Genomic DNA, 15,686 nt, shown 5'->3' on the forward strand with positions numbered 1-15,686 from the left:
AAGTATGACGACCACCGCAGAGTTCATCGCACTCGACGAACACTGGAGCACGCACAACTACCACCCCCTGCCGGTGGTCATCACGGACGGCGAGGGCGCCTGGGTCACCGGCGCCGACGGCAGGCGCTACCTGGACTTCCTGTCCGCGTACTCGGCGCTCAACTTCGGGCACCGGCACCCGGACCTGGTCGCGGCGGCCGTCGAGCAGCTGGGCCGCGTCACGCTGACGTCGCGGGCGTTCCACCACGACCAGCTCGGCCTGTTCTGCGCGGAGCTGGCCGAGCTCACCGGCACGGAGCTGGTGCTGCCGATGAACTCCGGCGCGGAGGCGGTCGAGTCGGCGCTCAAGGTCGCCCGCAAGTGGGCGTACGAGGTGAAGGGAATTCCGGACGGCAGGGCGGAAATCGTCGTCGCCGGGTCGAACTTCCACGGCCGCACCACGACGATCGTGTCGTTCTCGACCGACGAAACCGCCCGGGCGCACTTCGGCCCGTTCACCCCGGGTTTCGTCGTGGTGAAGTACGGCGACGCGGCCGCGCTGCGCGACGCGATCACCGAGCGGACTGCGGCGGTGCTGCTGGAGCCGGTCCAGGGCGAGGCGGGCGTCATCGTGCCGCCCGAGGGCTATCTCGCCGAGGCGCGGCGGCTGTGTGACGAGCACGACGTGCTGCTGATCGCCGACGAGATCCAGTCGGGCCTCGCCAGGACGGGCCCGCTGCTGGCGCTGGACCACGAGGGCGTGCGGGCGGACCTGTACACGCTGGGCAAGGCGCTGGGCGGCGGGATCGTGCCGCTGTCCGCGGTGACCGGGCGCCGGGACGTGCTGGGCGTGCTGAAGCCGGGCGAGCACGGTTCGACCTTCGGCGGGAACCCGCTGGCGTGTGCCGTCGGGCGCGCGGTGCTCCGGCTGTTGCGAACGGGCGAGTTCCAGGAGCGCTCGGCGAGGCTGGGCGCGCACCTGCACGCGCGGCTGTCCGAACTGGTCGGCCACGGCCTGGCGGAGGTCCGCGGGCGCGGCCTGTGGGCGGGCGTCGACATCACGCCCGGCGGCCTGTCGGGCCGCGAGACGTCGGAAGCACTGGCAGCGAAAGGCTTGCTGTGCAAGGAAACGCACGGCAACACGTTGCGGCTGGCGCCGCCGCTGATGATCAGCGAGGCCGATCTGGACCGCGGCATCGACGCCGTCGCCGAGGTGGTCCGGCGCTGAGCCGGTAGCCGAACCACTGCCGCCGCGGCGATGCCCTCGACGCGGCGGCCGAGTCCGACCTCGGCGGCCCTCTCCACGCGGACGGGGCCAGTATCGTGGCGGCGGTGAGAGCGCGGGCCGGAATCGCGGTGGCGGCTGCCGTGGTCGTGCTGGTGCTCGGCCTGTGGCCGCCGCCGGTGCTGGAGCGCGGCGTCGGCGACGGCACCCATCGGCACACCCTGCTGGACCTGCTCGTCCTGCCGACCGAGCCCTACGTCCTGATCCCCGTCATCGCCGTCACAGCCGGGGTCTGCGCTCTGCGCAAGCGCGGCCCCGCGACGGCCCTCACCCTCGCCGGGACCACCGTCCCCGTCGCACTCAACACCTGGGTGCTCAAGCCGCTGTTCGGCCACCCGCTGCACGACTACCTCGCCTACCCCAGCGGCCACGCGGTCAGCCTCGTGTCGACGCTGACCGTGCTGGTTCTGCTTGCGCGGCAACGACTCCTGGCCGCCATGGGCGCCGTCGCGGTGGCCGTTGCCGCGGGGGCCGGGCTCGTCGGGCTCGGTTACCACTACCCGAACGACGTCGTGGGCGGCGCCTGTTTCGCGGTGGCCGCGGTCCTCACGTTGTCGCTGGCGACGCGTCGCGGGCGAGCGCCGTCAGACGACTCACCGCGCGCAGGTACTTCTTCCGGTAACCCCCCTGCAGCATCTCCTCCGTGAACAGCGCCGACAGGGGCTGCCCGGACGCGAGCACCGGGACGGCGCGGTCGTAGAGCCGGTCGGCGAAGGCCACCAGGCGCAGCGCGACGTTCTGGTCGGGCGCGGCGTGCACGCCACGCAAGTGCACGAGTGGCACTCCGTCCACGAGCCGGCCGTACTTCGACGGGTGCAGGCTCGCCAGGTGCTCGCACAGCGCGTCGAAGTCGTCCAGCGACGAGCCCTCGTGCGCCGCCGCGGACGCCGCCAGGGCCGCGTCGTCCACCGGCGGTGGCGGGTCCGGCAGGCCGCGGTGCCGGTAGTCCGGGCCGTCGACCCGGGTCACCGCGAACCGCGCGGACAACGACTGGATCTCGCGCAGGAAGTCCTCCGCCGCGAACCGGCCCTCGCCGAGCTTGTCCGGCAGCGTGTTCGACGTCGCCGCGACGTAGACCCCCGCGTCGGTCAGCTCGCGCAGGAGCCGGGTGACCAGCATGGTGTCGCCGGGGTCGTCGAGCTCGAACTCGTCGATCGCGAGCAGCTTGTGCTCCGCCAGCCGCCGCACCGCCTCGGTGAAGCCGAGCGCGCCCACCAGGTGCGTCAGCTCGACGAAAGTGCCGTACGCCTTGGGCGCGGGCGCCGCGTGCCAGGTCGAGGCGAGCAGGTGGGTCTTGCCGACGCCGAACCCGCCGTCGAGGTAGAGGCCCATCGTGGCGTCGGCCTCGCCGCCGCCACCGAACAACCCGAAGAACCGCGGCTTCTTCCCCGGCCGCGCCGGGATCCGCTGCGCGAAGGCCGAGCACGACTCGACCGCCTGTGCCTGGCTCGGCTCGTCCGGGTTGGGCACGTAGGTGGAGAACCGGACGCCGGCGAACCGCGGCGGCGGCACGAGCGAGGAGATCAGCTCGTCGGCCCCGACTTCAGGGCGGCGGTCGGTCAGGTGCATGCACCGAGGTTACGGGGCCCGCCTCAGTACCATCCGCACCATGCGCATGCTGTGGCCCACCCCACTGGACGAGGTGACCGACGACGACCTGGCCAGGCTCTACGGCTTCCCCGAGGACCTCGACCGGCCGTGGGTGCAGGTCAACTTCGTGTCCTCCGCCGACGGCGCGGTGACCCTCGACGAGCGGTCCGAAGGGCTGTCCCATCCGGCGGACAAGCGCATCTTCCTGCTGGGCCGGGACCTCGCCGACGTCGTGCTGGTCGGCGCCGGGACCGCCCGCGCGGAGGGCTACCGGGGCGCGCGGACCAACCCCGAGCGGCAGGCCCGGCGCGAGCGGCTCGGGCTGTCCGGGCTGCCACCGATCGCCGTCGTCACCGGCAGCGCGCGCATCGACCCGCGGTCGCCGCTGTTCACCGACACGACGGCGCCGCCGATCGTCATCACCACCGAGGCCGCCCCTGCGGAGCGGCGGGCCGCGCTCGCCGAGGCCGGGGCGGACGTCGTCCTCGCGGGCGAGCAGATGATCGACCTGCCCGCCGCGCTGAAGGAGCTCGCCGCGCGCGGTCTGCGCCGCATCGACTGCGAAGGCGGGCCGCACCTGTTCGGCGAGCTGATCGCCGAGGACCTGGTGGACCAGCTGTGCCTGACCGTCGCCCCGGTGCTCGCCGGCGCCGGCGCCGGCCGGATCGCCGAAGGCCGCACCACGAGCGAGGCCCGCCGGCTGGAGCTGGCCTCGCTCCTCGTCGAGGACGGCTTCACCATGTTGCGCTACCGCAAACGCGAATAGGCTTGGCACATGCCGATCCTCCGGTCCGTGCGCCTGGATCTGGTGGAGCTCACCGAAGACCTGTTGCGCCTGGCGGCCGAACGGGATGTCGCGGCCCTCGCCGCGGAGCTGGGTGTGCGGGTGGGGCCGGAGTGGCCCGAGATCATCCCGGCGCGCGAGAACCTCAAGGCCGTCCGCGAGGAGCCGGCCGTGCAGCCGTGGCTCTCCCGCGGGATCGTGCTGCGGGACGAGGGCACGCTCGTCGGCGAGGTGGGGTTCCACAACCCGCCGGACGAGCTCGCCGTGGTCGAACTGGGCTACGAGGTCCTGCCCGCCTTCCGGCGGCGCGGGATCGCGGCCGAGGCGGTCCGCGCGCTCACCGACTGGGCGTTCGCCACCGGGGAGGCCTCGACGGTGTACGCCACGATCGCGCACGGCAACACGGCCTCGATCCGGCTGGTGCGCTCACTCGGCTTCCGCTTCCAGGAGGACTACCACGACGCCGTGGACGGGCACCTCGTCTTCTACGAATGCCCGCTTCCGCTGCCGCGGTGAGGCAGAATGACGCGCATGCTGCCGCTGAGCCCGCCGATCAAGCCGATGCTGGCGCGTCCGGCGAAGACCATCCCGGACACCGCCGAGCTGCTGTTCGAGCCGAAGTGGGACGGGTTCCGTTGCCTGGTCTTCCGCGACGGCGGCGAGCTGACCCTGCAGTCCCGCGCGGGCAAGCCGCTCAACCGCTACTTCCCCGAGGTGCTCGCGCAGCTGGGCGCGGTACTGCCGGAGCAGGTCGTGCTCGACGGCGAACTGGTCGTCGCGCGCGACGGGCACCTGGACTTCGACGCGCTGACCGAGCGGATCCACCCCGCGGCGAGCCGCGTCACCCTGCTCGCCGAGCAGACGCCCGCCACGTTCGTCGCGTTCGACCTGCTGGCACTCGGCGACGAGTCCTTAATGGACGAACCGACGAGCGTGCGCCGGGCGCGGCTGGAGAAGCTGACCGCCGAGGGCATCAACATCACGCCCGCCACGCAGGATCCCGCGACCGCGCGGGAGTGGTTCACCCTGTTCGAAGGCGCCGGGCTCGACGGCGTGATCGGCAAGCCGCTGGACGAGCCGTACTCGCCGGGCAAGCGGGTGATGGCCAAGTACAAGCACGCGCGCACCGCGGACTGCGTCGTCGCGGGCCTGCGCTGGCACGCCGACTCCGAGCCGGGAGAGGCCGTCGGCTCGCTGCTGCTCGGCTTGTACGACGACAACGGCGTCCTGCACCACGTGGGCGTCGTCGGCTCGTTCCCCGTCGCCCGGCGGCGCGAGCTCGCCACGGAGCTCGCCGAGCTGATCACCGACGGCGAGCACCCCTGGCTGGGGGACGCCGTCGTCGAGGGACAGCGACTGCCGGGCGGCGTGACCCGCTGGCGCAGCACCGAGCAGCCGTGGGTGCCGCTGCGGCCGGAGCGGGTCGTCGAGGTCGGCTACGAGCACACCGAGGGCGGTCAGCCCGCGCGTTTCCGGCACACCGCGCAGTTCGCGCGCTGGCGCCCGGACCGCGAACCAGCGTCGTGCGGGTACGCACAGCTCGACGAACCCGCCCGCTACGACCTGGAGTCGCTCTTGCCAAGCCGACCGAAGTAGGCCAGCCGGACCAACCGGCGGCCCGGCTACGTTTGGCCGATCGCCGTGGCTGCCGTCGGCTTGGCAACTTCGGCACAGCAAGGGAGAGGTACGGCTACCCTGACCCGCTTACCCGCCGCTCACCCGTCGCGTGCAAAAGTCGCAACCGTACGCGTATCGAAGTGAGGGGACCCGTCTTGCTCCGCCGGCATTCCTTGCTGCTGCTCGCTGTGCTGGTGTCCTGCCTGGTGGCAGGCTGCACGGCGGGGCCGTCGAAGCGCCCGCCGGTGGTGGAGAACGACGAGCCGTCCCCGTCGAGCTCGCCGAGCACCGCACAGGTCGTCCCGCTGCCCCCGCTGACCGACCCGCAGTCGCCCTCGATCGACTGGTCCGACTGCGACCAGCAGACCCGCGGCAGGCTCGACCCGCCCGCGGTGCCGGACTCGCTGAGGTTCAGCTGCGCCGACGTGCAGTCCGTGCTCGACGCGCCGGACCTGCCGGGGCGCGCGCAGACCCACATCGCGCTGCTCAAGGCCGGCGACGGACCGATCCCGCTGGTGGTGCTCAACGACGTCGAGGGCGAGAGCGGCACCCTCTACGCCGCGCACCTGGCCGCGCTCCTGCCCCCCGCGCTGCTGCAGCGGTTCTCGCTCATCGGCGTGGACCGCCGCGGCACCGGCGACTCCGACCCGGTGGCCTGCGTGCCCGGCGACGCGCGCGGCGCGCTGCTGAGCCAGGACCCGTCCGGCAGCGACCTCGAGACCGTGCTCGACGCGGCGCGCCGGGCCGGGCAGCAGTGCGCGATCGAAATCGGCACCACCCAGCAGGCGCTCGACAGCTGGCGCACGGCGGGCGACCTCGACCAGGTCCGCGACGAGCTGGGCGTGCCGAAGCTCAACGCGATCGCCCGCGGCGAGGCCTCCGACGTGCTCACCGCCTACGCCAACCGCTTCCCGGGCCGGGTCGGCCGGTTCGTCCTCGACGGCATCCCCGACCCGTCCTCGGACCAGGCCACCGTGCTCGGCGACCTCGCGAGCGCCCAGCAGGCCACGCTGGAGGCGTTCGCGGCCGACTGCGCGGCCCGCGGCTGCGCGCTGGGCAAGGACGCGGTCACGGCGGTGACCGGCTTGCTCGACCAGCTCCGCGCGGCCCCGCCGCTGCTGGCGAACCGCGTCTCGTTCGCGCCGGGCGTCGCGCTCAACGCGATCCTGGTGGGCCTGGCGAACCGCGCGCGCTGGCCGGAGCTGGCGGACGCGATCCAGGCGGCGCGCGGGGGCAACCCGACGCAGCTGGCGGCGTTCGTCGCTCCCCTGCTCAACGGCTCGCCGCTCGCGCCGTCCCGGCTGGACGGCGCGCTGGCGACCGAATGCAACGACACCACCACCCGGCTGCCCGCGAACCAGATCGACGCGCTGACCAGCTCGCTGCGCCAGCGCGTGCCGCTGTTCGGCGCGCTCGCCACCCAGCGGCTGCTGTGGTGCCTGCCGTGGCCCGGCCGGGTCGACGCGCTGCCGTCACTGGGTGTGTCCGGGATACCACCTGTTCTGGTGGCGAGCACGAAGACCGACCCCGTCACGCCGGAGGCCGGCACCACCCGGGCGGCGGAGCAGATGACCAGCGCGACACAGGTCGCGTGGCAGGGTTCCGGGCACGGCGCACTGTCTTCGCCCTGCGTGGGCGAGGCAGTACGGGCATTTCTGGTGGACGGCAAGGTGCCCTCCGACGGCACGCTCTGCCCCGCTTAGGGGACCCTCCCGGAGGCCGTTACCCTTGGCAGTCGCCGTTGGTCAAGTCCCACACTGGGGGTAACCGTGTCGTCATCCGCTGTCGAGGCTCCGGCTGCCGTGCCGTCGCCCTCGGTACCGGAAAGACGCGCTGTGCCGGCGCCCGCCTTCTGGGTCGTGCTGGCCCTCGGCGTGGTCGCGGGCGGCTGGTATCTCAAGCAGGTCCTCGACGACATGGGCTCGCTCATGCACCTGATGGACCTCGGCGTGTACAAGATCGCCGGGGCCCGGGTGCTTGACGGCACGTCGGTCTACGACACCCCGCTGCTGGGCGAGACGCGCGGCGTGTGGGAGTTCGTCTACACCCCGTTCGCGGCGCTGCTGTTCGTCCCGCTGGCGAAGCTCCACGGGGACACCTTCTCCTACGTCGGCGGGATCGCCGACTTCGTCGTCCTCGCCCTCGGCGTGTGGGCCGCGCTGTCGCTGCTGAACTTCCGCCGCGACCTGCGGCTGGTGGTCTTCAGCCTGCCGATCGCCGCGCTGCTGATGTGGTGCGAGCCGATCCGCGAGACGATGGCGTTCGGGCAGGTCAACATCGTGCTGATGACGATCGTGCTGGTCGACATGGCGCTGCCGGACTCCTTCCGCGGCAAGGGCGTGCTGACCGGGATCGCCGCCGGGATCAAGCTGACCCCGGCGTTCTTCATCGCGTACTTCCTGTTCACCAAGCGCTACCGCGCGGCCGCGGTGTCGGCCGGCTCGCTCGTGGCGACGGTCGTGCTCGGGTTCCTCGTGCTCCCGCACGACTCGAAGACGTTCTGGTCCGGTGCCTTCGCGGACCCCACCCGGGTGGGCGTGCCGGAGAACCCGTCCAACGAGTCCCTGCGCGGGATGTTCGCCCGCAGCATCGGCCTCGACGGCGGGATGAAGATCCTCTGGTTCCTCGCCGCCGCGGTGCTCGCGCTGGCCTGCCTGTGGCTCGCGCGGCGGCTGTCGTTCGGCCGCCAGGAGCTCTTGGCAGTGGTGCTGTGCGGTCTGGCGACGACCCTGGTCTCGCCCTACAGCTGGGTGCACCACTGGGTGTGGTGGGGCGCGCTGCTGATCTGGCTGCTGGACGCGTCGCTGCGGCGCTGGGCCGTCGGCGCGTGGGTGTCGCTGCTGGTGACGTTCGTCGTGGTGTCCGGCGGGGTGCTCACGTTGTTCGGATCGGACGAGAGCACGCTGCTGACCTACCCGTCCTGGGGCCACCTCGGCGTGGTGTACCACAACGCCTACATCTGGCTGACCCTCGCGTTGTTCGCGGTCGTGGCGCTGCGGTTGCGGAAGCTGACCGCCAGCCGCGCGTAGGAGTCGAGCATCTCCGTGCGGTCGTAGGTGCTCGTGGTGAGCAGGACCTCGTCCGCACCGGTCCGCTCGACCAGCGCGTGCAGTTCGGCCGCGGCGTCTTCGCCGGTGCCCTGGATCTGGCCGCGCAAGGCGTCGGTGAACAGCTGCCGCTCCTTGCCGGTCAGCTCGAGCGAGAGCACCTCGTCGGGCGGCAGCAGCGGCGGGAAGACGCCGTGGGTGCGGGAGTAGGCCGCGGACCACGCCTCGGAGACCAGCAGCCGCTCGGCCTGCTCGGTGGTCTCGGCGGCGGCGACGGTCGCGGACACCATCACGTACGGGTAAGGCGACCAGGCCGAGGGCACGAAGTTCTCGCGGTAGCGACCGATGGCGTCGAGCATCCGCTGTTCGCCGCGAACACCGCCGATCACCAGTGGCAGGCCCAGTTCGGCGGCCAGGTCGGCGCCGGATCCGGTGGCGAGGAGGAACGGCGGGACGGCCATGCCCTCGGCCGGGAAGGCGTGCACGCCCGGATACGCCCGCTGGCTGCCGTCGAGGAACCCGAGCAGCTGGCGGACCTGTTCGCCGAAGCGGTCGGCGTCCTGCTTGTCCCGGCCGAGCGCGCGGCGCACGCCGTTGGTGAACCCGACAGAACGCCCGAGCCCCATGTCGATCCGCCCGGGGAACAGCGACTCCAGCACCCCGAACTGCTCGGCGACGACCAACGGCTGGTGGTTGGGCAGCATCACGCCGCCGGTGCCGACCCGGATGTGCGACGTGGCCGAGGCGATCGCGGCGGCGAGCACCGTGGGTGCGGAGCCCGCGACGCCGGGGACGCTGTGGTGCTCGGACACCCAGAACCGGTGGTAGCCCAGCGCTTCGGCCTGCTTCGCGAACTCGACCGTATCGCGCAGCGCGTCGGCGTGGCTCGCACCCTTCCTGCTGCGCGAGCGGTCCAGCACCGAAAGCCTCATATCCAGATCAACAAGCGGGACGGGGGCGCGGATTCCCCTAGTGTGGCCATATGCGCTTCGCGATCTCGATTCCGCAGTTCTACGCCGACGGCGAGTTCGACCCCGCGGCCTTCCGCTCCTACCTCCGGCGCGCCGAGGAGCTCGGCTTCCACAGCGGCTGGACCCAGGAGCAGATCCTCGGCACCATGCCGGTACTCGGCCCGATCGAAACGATGACCTACGCGGCGGCGTGCACCGAGCGGTTGCGGCTGGGCTGCGCGGTGTTCGTGACGCCGCTGCACAACCCCGTGCACCTGGCGAAGAGCATCGCGACGCTGGACCAGCTCAGCCGCGGCCGCGTCGAGGTCGGCATCGGCGCGGGCGGGCGGGGGCGGCCGTTCGGCGCGTTCGGGCACGACGGCGAGGGCCTGGTCGCGCGGTTCACCGAGGGGCTGACGGTGATGCGTGAGCTGTGGACGCGGCCGGAGGTGACCCTGGACGGACGGTTCTGGCAGCTGGCCGGGGCGTCGATCGAGCCGAGGCCGTTCCAGAAGCCGGGGCCGCCGGTGTGGTTCGGCGGCAGCCATCCGAACGCGCTGCGCCGGGCGGTGCGCCTCGGCGACGGGTTCTTCGGCGCGGGCTCGACGACGACGGAGAAGTTCGCCGAGCAGGTGCGGGTGGTGCGCGCCGAGGGCCGGGCGGACTTCCCGATCGCCAAGCGGATCTACATCGCGGTGGACGACGACGGCGACCGCGCGCGCAAGCAGATCGCGGACGGCCTCGCGGCGATCTACCGCAAGCGCGGGCTGGAGAACGTGGCGGTGGCCGGCACGCCCGCGGAGTGCGTGCGCGGGGTCCAGGAGGTCGTCGACGCGGGCGCCGAGCTGATCCTGTTCACCACCGTGGCCGACCAGGCAAAGCAGATGGAACGCCTCGCCGCCGAGGTCATGCCCCAGGTGTCCTGACCGGCCGGGAAGCTCAGGTGTCGTCGCGAGCCTTGCTCGGCTGCACCCGCTTGGGCTCGCCCGGCATCTTCGGGTAGTCGGGCGGATACGGCATCTCGCCCAGGCCGTGGTCACGCTCGTCGCGCTCGTACCACTCCAGCGCGGTCTCCAGGCCGAACGCCTGCTCATCCAGCCCGGCATGCGCGTCGCCGTGCTCGGCGTACCACGCGGGGACGGTGAGCACGTCGAAGTCGTCGGGATGGACCTCGGCGAGCTGGTCCCACGTCACGGGTGTCGACACCGTGGCACGTGCGGTGCCGCGGACCGACCACGCGGAGGCGATGGTGCGGTCGCGTGCGGCCTGGTTGTAGTCGATGAACACCCGGCCCTCGCGCTCTTCCTTCCACCACGCGATCGTCGCGAGCTTCGGCAGCCGCCGCTCGACCTCGCGGCCGAGTGCGATCACCGCGTGCCGCACGGCGATGAAGTCCCACTCCGGCCGGATGCGTACCCGCACGTGCACACCACGCCCGCCGGAGGTCTTGGGGTAGCCGGTCAGCCCGGCCTCGTCGAGCACCTCGCGCACGGTCTGCGCGACGCGCACGGCGTCGTCGAAGCCGGTCTCGTCGGAGGGGTCGACGTCGATGCGCAGCTCGTCGGGATGGTCGACGTCCGGCCGCCGCACGGGCCAGGGGTGGAAGTCGAACGTGCCGAGGTTCGCCGCCCACAGGATCACCGCGGGCTCGGTCGGGCAGACCTCCTCCGCGGTGCGCCCGGACGGGAACGTGATCCGCACCGACTCGACGTACGGCGGCGCGCCCTTGGGCACGCGCTTGGCGTAGAAGTACTCGCCGGTCACGCCGTCGGGATAGCGCTTCAGCGTCGTCGGCCGTTCGCCGATCGCCGCGAGCAACGGCTCCGCGACGGCGAGGTAGTACTCCGCCACCTGCCGCTTGGTGATCCCGCGCTCGGGGAAGTAGACCTTGTCCGGGCTGGACAGCCTGACCGTCCGCTCCCCCACCTGGTACTCGACCGGTTCGCCGTTCTTGGGCACGGGACTCACCGTAGCCGCCATTGCGGCGCGAGGACGGACATCACGACCGCGTGGTGCCGCTTTCCTTCCCAGCACAAGGCGTCCCGCAGCACTCCCTCGGCCACGAACCCGCATTTCTCGTACGCCCGCCGGGCCCGCGAGTTGAAGTCGTACACCTCGAGCGACACCCGGTGCAGGCCCACGGTCTCGAACGCGAACTCGAGCACCAGCCGCGTCGCTTCCGTGCCGTAGCCCCTGCCGACGGCGCCGGGGGCGAGCGCGATCCGGAACGCGGCCGACTCGTTGTCGGCGTCTATGTCGTTGAGCGCCAGATCGCCGAGGAACCGGCCGTCCTCGCGGTGCGTGACCGCCCAGTCCGCACGGCCGTCCTGCTCGGGCCTGCTCTCCAGCCACCGCGCCAGCAACGGCTCGGTGAACCGCGCGTGCGTGCCGGTCAGCCGGCGGACCTCCGGGTCCCGCACGGTTTTCAGCACGTCGTCGAGATGACTGCCGTCGAGCTGGCGCAGGATCACGTTCGGCCCGGTCAGCTCGGGCTGGGGCCGGAAGGCGTCGAGGTTCACCCCGCAACCCGAGCACGACGCCGGCCGCCGCGCCACCCCATATACCGTGGAGGCCATGCCCCGCCGGACCAAGCTGATCATCGCGCTCGCCGTGCTCGCGGTGCTCGTCGCCGCGGCGTTCGTGGTGCCCGTGCCCACGCCGGCACAGCTGCGCGACTGGGCGGCGGGTGCTGGCCCGGCCACGGCATTCCTGTTCCTCGCGGCGTACTCGCTGCTCACCGTGGCACCCGTCCCGCGCACGGTGTTCAACCTCGCCGCCGGGCTGTTGCTCGGCACGGTCGCGGGCGTCGCCGTGTCGATCACCGCCACCGCGATCTCCGGGATGCTCGGCTTCGGCCTCGCCCGGCTGCTCGGGCGCGACCTCGTTTCCCGGCACCTGCAGCGGAAAGCGGTGCGCACGGTGGACGAACGGCTCGCCGACGGCGGCGTTCTCGCGGTCGCCTCGCTGCGCCTGATCCCCGTCGTGCCGTTCGCGCCGTTCGGTTACTGCTGCGGGATCCTGTCCGTGCGCCCGCTGCCCTACCTCGCCGGCACGGTGCTCGGCAGCCTGCCCGGCACGATCGCGGTCGTCGTGCTCGGCGACGCGCTCACCGCCGGCACCCCACCGGCCCTGCTCGCGTGCTACCTCGGGTTCGCGCTGGTGGGAGCCCTCGGAATGATCAAGGTCGTCCGGGGGGCAGCTTACGGAAGCCGCACGAAGCAGCCCGCTACACTCGACCCGGTGCGCGGGGAGGGTGTGCGTGCTCGATCAGACCAAGAAATGCAGGTAGTTTCCGAGGAGTAGTCGCCATCGACACCGGTCAGCTGATCGCAGGGCACTATCGCCTCGTTGAGCACATTGGCAGCGGCGCCATGGGCGTCGTGTGGCGCGCGGTCGACGAGCGCCTCGAACGCGCGGTGGCGGTGAAGCAGATTCTCGCCCAGCCGGGGATGTCCGAGGCCGAGCGCAGCAGCATGCGCCAACGGGCGATGCGCGAGGCGAAGAACGCCGCGCGCTTCCAGCATCCCAACGCGATCGTCGTGTTCGACGTGGCGGAGCAGGACGGCGATCCGTGCCTGGTCATGGAGTACCTGCCGTCGAAGAGCCTCTCGGCGGTGATCGCCGAGCAGGGCACGCTCCCGCTGGCACAGGTCGCGCGGATCGGCGAGCAGGTCGCGGCCGCGATCGTCGCCGCGCACCGGGCCGGCATCGTGCACCGGGACATCAAGCCCGCGAACATCCTCATCGACGAGCACGGCACCGCGAAGATCACCGACTTCGGCATCTCGCGCGCCGCCGGTGACCTCACGCTGACGCAGACCGGGCTGATCGGCGGCACCCCGGCGTACCTCGCGCCGGAGCTCGCCCGCGGCTCGGACCCGTCGCCGGCGTCCGACGTGTTCTCCCTCGGTGCCACGCTGTACCACGCGCTGGAGGGCCAGCCGCCGTACGGCAACAGCACCAACCAGCTCGCGCTGCTCTACACGGCGGCGAACGGGCAGGTCATCCCGCCGCACCAGTCCGGCAAGGCGACCGCGCTGCTGATGAGCCTGCTGCGCATCGAGCCGGACGAGCGCCCGAGCATGGCCGAGGCGCGGGACAGGCTGGCCGCGCTCGCCGCGGGCGAGCCGGAGGCCAACGCGGGCACCCTGGTGTCGCCGCCGCTGTACAACTCGGGCCGCCAGCCCGCCGCGATGCCGATGGCCGAGGCGCCACCCGCGTCGGCCGAGCGGCCGCCCTGGCAGCGCACGACGGCCGCGGTCGCCGCCGCGCCGCAGCGTTCCCCGCGCACCCCGACCGCGGCGTTCATCCCGCCCGCGCGTCCCGCGGGGCAGGGCAGCTCGTCCCCGGCCGCGGCCCGGCGCAAGGGCATCGTCATCGGGTCCGTCGCGGCCGCGGTCGTGGTGGTCGGCGTCGTGCTGTTCCTGGTGCTCAACTCGGGCGGCTCGGACGGCGGCACCTCCGCCCAGTCGCTACCGGACGGCGGCGTGCCCAGCTCGGCCCCCTCGTCGGCCCCATCCACCCCGGTCAACGCCGCACCGCTCGGGCAGACCCAGAACACCGGCGGCACCCCGAACTACGGCCAGGCCGGCAACATGGTGAAGACCTACCTCGACGCGGCGGGCAGCCCGAGCACGTGGAACCTGCTGACGCCGGGCGCGCAGGCGGCGTACGGTTCCCAGCAGGCGTTCCAGGCCTACTGGGCCGCGCACAAGATCGACTCCTACAAGTCGATCCTCGCCGACGCCGGGCCGAACGCCGACGGCTCGGTGGACATGTACGTGACGATCAACGGCAACCGGGTGCACTGGCGAGTGGTGAACACCGCTGAGGGGATGCGCATCGACGCGGACACGCGCATCGGCTGATGGCCTACCGTGGTCGCATGGCCGAGAGCGAGCGCGACCCTCGTTTCGACGAGGACCTGATCGGGCTGGACCCCGAGGATCCCGAGGTCCAGGCGTTCGCCGCACACCTGAACCGGATGCAGCGCTGCGAGCCCGGGTTCACGATCGAGGCCTCCCTCAGCCGCGTCGCCGACTTCGCGGAGTCCTCCAGCCGGGCCGGCGGGCTGCGCTGGTGGGTGGCCGCGACCGTGGCCGTGCTGATCGTCTTCGGTGTGATCTGGGCCTCGTGGGACATCGTCGTGCACGCGGTCCACTGGCTGACCGCCGGGTAACCTGGAGTCATGAAGCCTGTCACCGGAACCACCCCTCGCGTGGTCAAGTCGGAGCAGGAATGGCGCCAGGAGCTGGGCCCCGAGGAGTACGCCGTGCTCCGCCAGGCCGCCACCGAGCGGCCGTTCACCGGCGAGTACACCGACACCAAGACCGAGGGCGTCTACGAGTGCCGCGCCTGCGGTGCCGAGCTCTTCTCGAGCGACACCAAGTTCGAGAGCCACTGCGGCTGGCCGTCGTTCTTCGACCCGGCGGACTCCGACGCCGTCCTGATCCGCGAAGACCGCTCGATGGGCATGGTGCGCAAGGAAGTGCTGTGCGCGTCCTGCCACAGCCACCTCGGCCACGTGTTCGAGGGCGAGGGCTACCCGACCCCGACCGACCAGCGGTACTGCATCAACTCCATCTCGCTGCGGCTCACCCCGGCGAGCTGAACTCCGCGCGATCCGCGCCCGGCAGCGGCGGCCCGGTGTCGATGGCCAGCGGGCGCGGTGTCGGCAGATGCGTGGCGCCGAGGTGCAGGACCTCGGCGCCGTGCGCGGCCAGGACGCACGAGCCCGTGCACTACGGCAGGGCGGCGATCAGCTCGGCGGGTGGCACCCGGGTGCCGGTGTAGAACGGGACCTCTTCACGCACGTGCCGCCGCGTCTCGCTGCCGCGCAGGTGCCGCATGAGGTCGACGATCCGGTGCAGCTCGTCCGCCTCGAACGCGAGGATCCACTCGTAGTCGCCCAGGGCGAAGGACGCGACGGTGTTCGCCCGCACGTCGGGGTAGTCGCGCGCCATCTTGCCGTGCTCGGCCAGCATCCGGCGCCGGTCCTCGTCGGGCAGCAGGTACCACTCGTAGGAGCGCACGAACGGGTACACGCAGATGTACTTGCGGGCTTCCTCGCCGGCGAGGAACGCGGGGACGTGGCTCTTGTTGAACTCGGCGGGCCGGTGCAGCGCGAACTGGCTCCAGACCGGGGTGGACACCCGGCCCAGCGGCGTCCGGCGGAATCCGGTGAAGGCGGCCTGCACCTGCTCGGGCTCCTGCGCGTGCCACCAGATCAGGTAGTCCGCGTCGGCCCGCAGCCCGGACACGTCGTAGACGCCGCGCACGACGACGCCCTTGCCCTCCAGCGCGTCCAGGTACTCGGTGGTCTCGCTCGCCGCCGCGCCCCGGTCGTCGGGGAGCCGCCCGGGCTCGACCCGGAACACGGACCAGGCGGTGTAGCGGATGGTGTCGTTGAGCTCGTTGTAGTTCAGGCGCGCCAT

At 72.2% G+C, this 15,686-nt stretch carries 17 protein-coding genes; 12 read left to right on the forward strand and 5 right to left on the reverse strand.

Going from position 1 to position 15,686, the window contains the following annotated elements; translation table 11 throughout:
- The first annotated feature begins 4 nt into the window (after positions 1-4).
- Both rocD and LWP59_RS28555 read left to right on the forward strand, forming a co-directional pair.
- Positions 5-1,207 (forward strand): ornithine--oxo-acid transaminase, encoded by a 1,203-nt coding sequence (gene rocD / locus LWP59_RS28550; RefSeq protein ID WP_144644773.1) that lies wholly within the window; start codon positions 5-7, stop codon positions 1,205-1,207.
- A gap of 104 nt (positions 1,208-1,311) precedes the next feature.
- The gene (locus LWP59_RS28555; RefSeq protein ID WP_144644771.1) at positions 1,312-1,911 is read left to right on the forward strand and encodes a phosphatase PAP2 family protein; all 600 of its coding nucleotides are present in this window, start codon (positions 1,312-1,314) and stop codon (positions 1,909-1,911) included.
- Here the strand turns inward: LWP59_RS28555 and zapE are convergent.
- Entirely contained in the window at positions 1,811-2,833 is a 1,023-nt protein-coding gene (gene zapE / locus LWP59_RS28560; protein WP_144644768.1) for a cell division protein ZapE, read from the reverse strand. The two genes, LWP59_RS28555 and zapE, sit on opposite strands and share 101 nt — an antisense overlap.
- 40 nt (positions 2,834-2,873) lie before the next feature.
- Between zapE and LWP59_RS28565 the strand changes: the two genes are divergently transcribed.
- The 5 genes from LWP59_RS28565 to LWP59_RS28585 all read left to right on the forward strand — a co-directional run bounded on the left by LWP59_RS28565 (position 2,874) and on the right by LWP59_RS28585 (position 8,284).
- A complete protein-coding gene (locus LWP59_RS28565; protein WP_144644765.1) occupies positions 2,874-3,620 on the forward strand; it encodes a pyrimidine reductase family protein in 747 nt (248 codons plus the stop codon).
- A 9-nt stretch (positions 3,621-3,629) separates the two neighbouring features.
- The gene (locus LWP59_RS28570) at positions 3,630-4,154 is read left to right on the forward strand and encodes a GNAT family N-acetyltransferase (protein ID WP_144644762.1); all 525 of its coding nucleotides are present in this window, start codon (positions 3,630-3,632) and stop codon (positions 4,152-4,154) included.
- A gap of 15 nt (positions 4,155-4,169) precedes the next feature.
- The gene (locus LWP59_RS28575) at positions 4,170-5,234 is read left to right on the forward strand and encodes an ATP-dependent DNA ligase (protein WP_144644791.1); all 1,065 of its coding nucleotides are present in this window, start codon (positions 4,170-4,172) and stop codon (positions 5,232-5,234) included.
- Positions 5,235-5,395: 161 nt separating this feature from the next.
- Positions 5,396-6,958 carry an alpha/beta hydrolase gene (locus LWP59_RS28580; RefSeq protein WP_229857600.1) on the forward strand — a complete coding sequence of 521 codons (1,563 nt, stop codon included), beginning with the start codon at positions 5,396-5,398 and terminating at the stop codon, positions 6,956-6,958.
- Positions 6,959-7,090: 132 nt separating this feature from the next.
- Positions 7,091-8,284, forward strand: coding sequence for a glycosyltransferase 87 family protein (locus LWP59_RS28585; RefSeq protein ID WP_229857599.1), 1,194 nt, complete (start codon positions 7,091-7,093; stop codon positions 8,282-8,284).
- Here the strand turns inward: LWP59_RS28585 and LWP59_RS28590 are convergent.
- Positions 8,209-9,234 (reverse strand): LLM class flavin-dependent oxidoreductase, encoded by a 1,026-nt coding sequence (locus LWP59_RS28590; protein WP_144644759.1) that lies wholly within the window; start codon positions 9,232-9,234, stop codon positions 8,209-8,211. The genes LWP59_RS28585 and LWP59_RS28590 overlap by 76 nt on opposite strands.
- A gap of 50 nt (positions 9,235-9,284) precedes the next feature.
- Here LWP59_RS28590 and LWP59_RS28595 point away from each other — a divergent pair, with 50 nt between their 5' ends.
- Entirely contained in the window at positions 9,285-10,178 is an 894-nt protein-coding gene (locus LWP59_RS28595) for an LLM class flavin-dependent oxidoreductase (RefSeq protein WP_144644756.1), read from the forward strand.
- A 13-nt stretch (positions 10,179-10,191) separates the two neighbouring features.
- Here the strand turns inward: LWP59_RS28595 and ligD are convergent, their stop codons facing one another.
- Entirely contained in the window at positions 10,192-11,211 is a 1,020-nt protein-coding gene (ligD, locus tag LWP59_RS28600) for a non-homologous end-joining DNA ligase (RefSeq protein WP_144644753.1), read from the reverse strand.
- A gap of 5 nt (positions 11,212-11,216) precedes the next feature.
- Positions 11,217-11,807: a GNAT family N-acetyltransferase gene (locus LWP59_RS28605; protein WP_229857598.1), complete on the reverse strand. Its 591-nt coding sequence runs from the start codon at positions 11,805-11,807 to the stop codon at positions 11,217-11,219.
- 19 nt (positions 11,808-11,826) lie between these two features.
- Between LWP59_RS28605 and LWP59_RS28610 the strand changes: the two genes are divergently transcribed.
- The 4 genes from LWP59_RS28610 to msrB all read left to right on the forward strand — a co-directional run bounded on the left by LWP59_RS28610 (position 11,827) and on the right by msrB (position 14,863).
- Positions 11,827-12,555 carry a TVP38/TMEM64 family protein gene (locus LWP59_RS28610; protein ID WP_186383588.1) on the forward strand — a complete coding sequence of 243 codons (729 nt, stop codon included), beginning with the start codon at positions 11,827-11,829 and terminating at the stop codon, positions 12,553-12,555.
- A gap of 68 nt (positions 12,556-12,623) precedes the next feature.
- Positions 12,624-14,120, forward strand: a complete 1,497-nt coding sequence (locus LWP59_RS28615) for a serine/threonine-protein kinase (RefSeq protein ID WP_186383587.1) — start codon at positions 12,624-12,626, stop codon at positions 14,118-14,120.
- 17 nt (positions 14,121-14,137) lie between these two features.
- Positions 14,138-14,431 (forward strand): hypothetical protein, encoded by a 294-nt coding sequence (locus LWP59_RS28620; RefSeq protein WP_144644746.1) that lies wholly within the window; start codon positions 14,138-14,140, stop codon positions 14,429-14,431.
- 9 nt (positions 14,432-14,440) lie between these two features.
- On the forward strand, positions 14,441-14,863 hold the full coding sequence (gene msrB, locus LWP59_RS28625; RefSeq protein WP_144644743.1) for a peptide-methionine (R)-S-oxide reductase MsrB: 423 nt from the start codon (positions 14,441-14,443) through the stop codon (positions 14,861-14,863).
- 130 nt (positions 14,864-14,993) lie between these two features.
- Here the strand turns inward: msrB and hemQ are convergent, their stop codons facing one another.
- Positions 14,994-15,686 (reverse strand): hydrogen peroxide-dependent heme synthase, encoded by a 693-nt coding sequence (hemQ, locus tag LWP59_RS28630; RefSeq protein WP_144644740.1) that lies wholly within the window; start codon positions 15,684-15,686, stop codon positions 14,994-14,996.

Origin of the sequence: Amycolatopsis acidiphila (genome assembly GCF_021391495.1) — a bacterium.
GTDB classification, from domain to species: Bacteria; Actinomycetota; Actinomycetes; order Mycobacteriales; family Pseudonocardiaceae; genus Amycolatopsis_E; species Amycolatopsis_E acidiphila.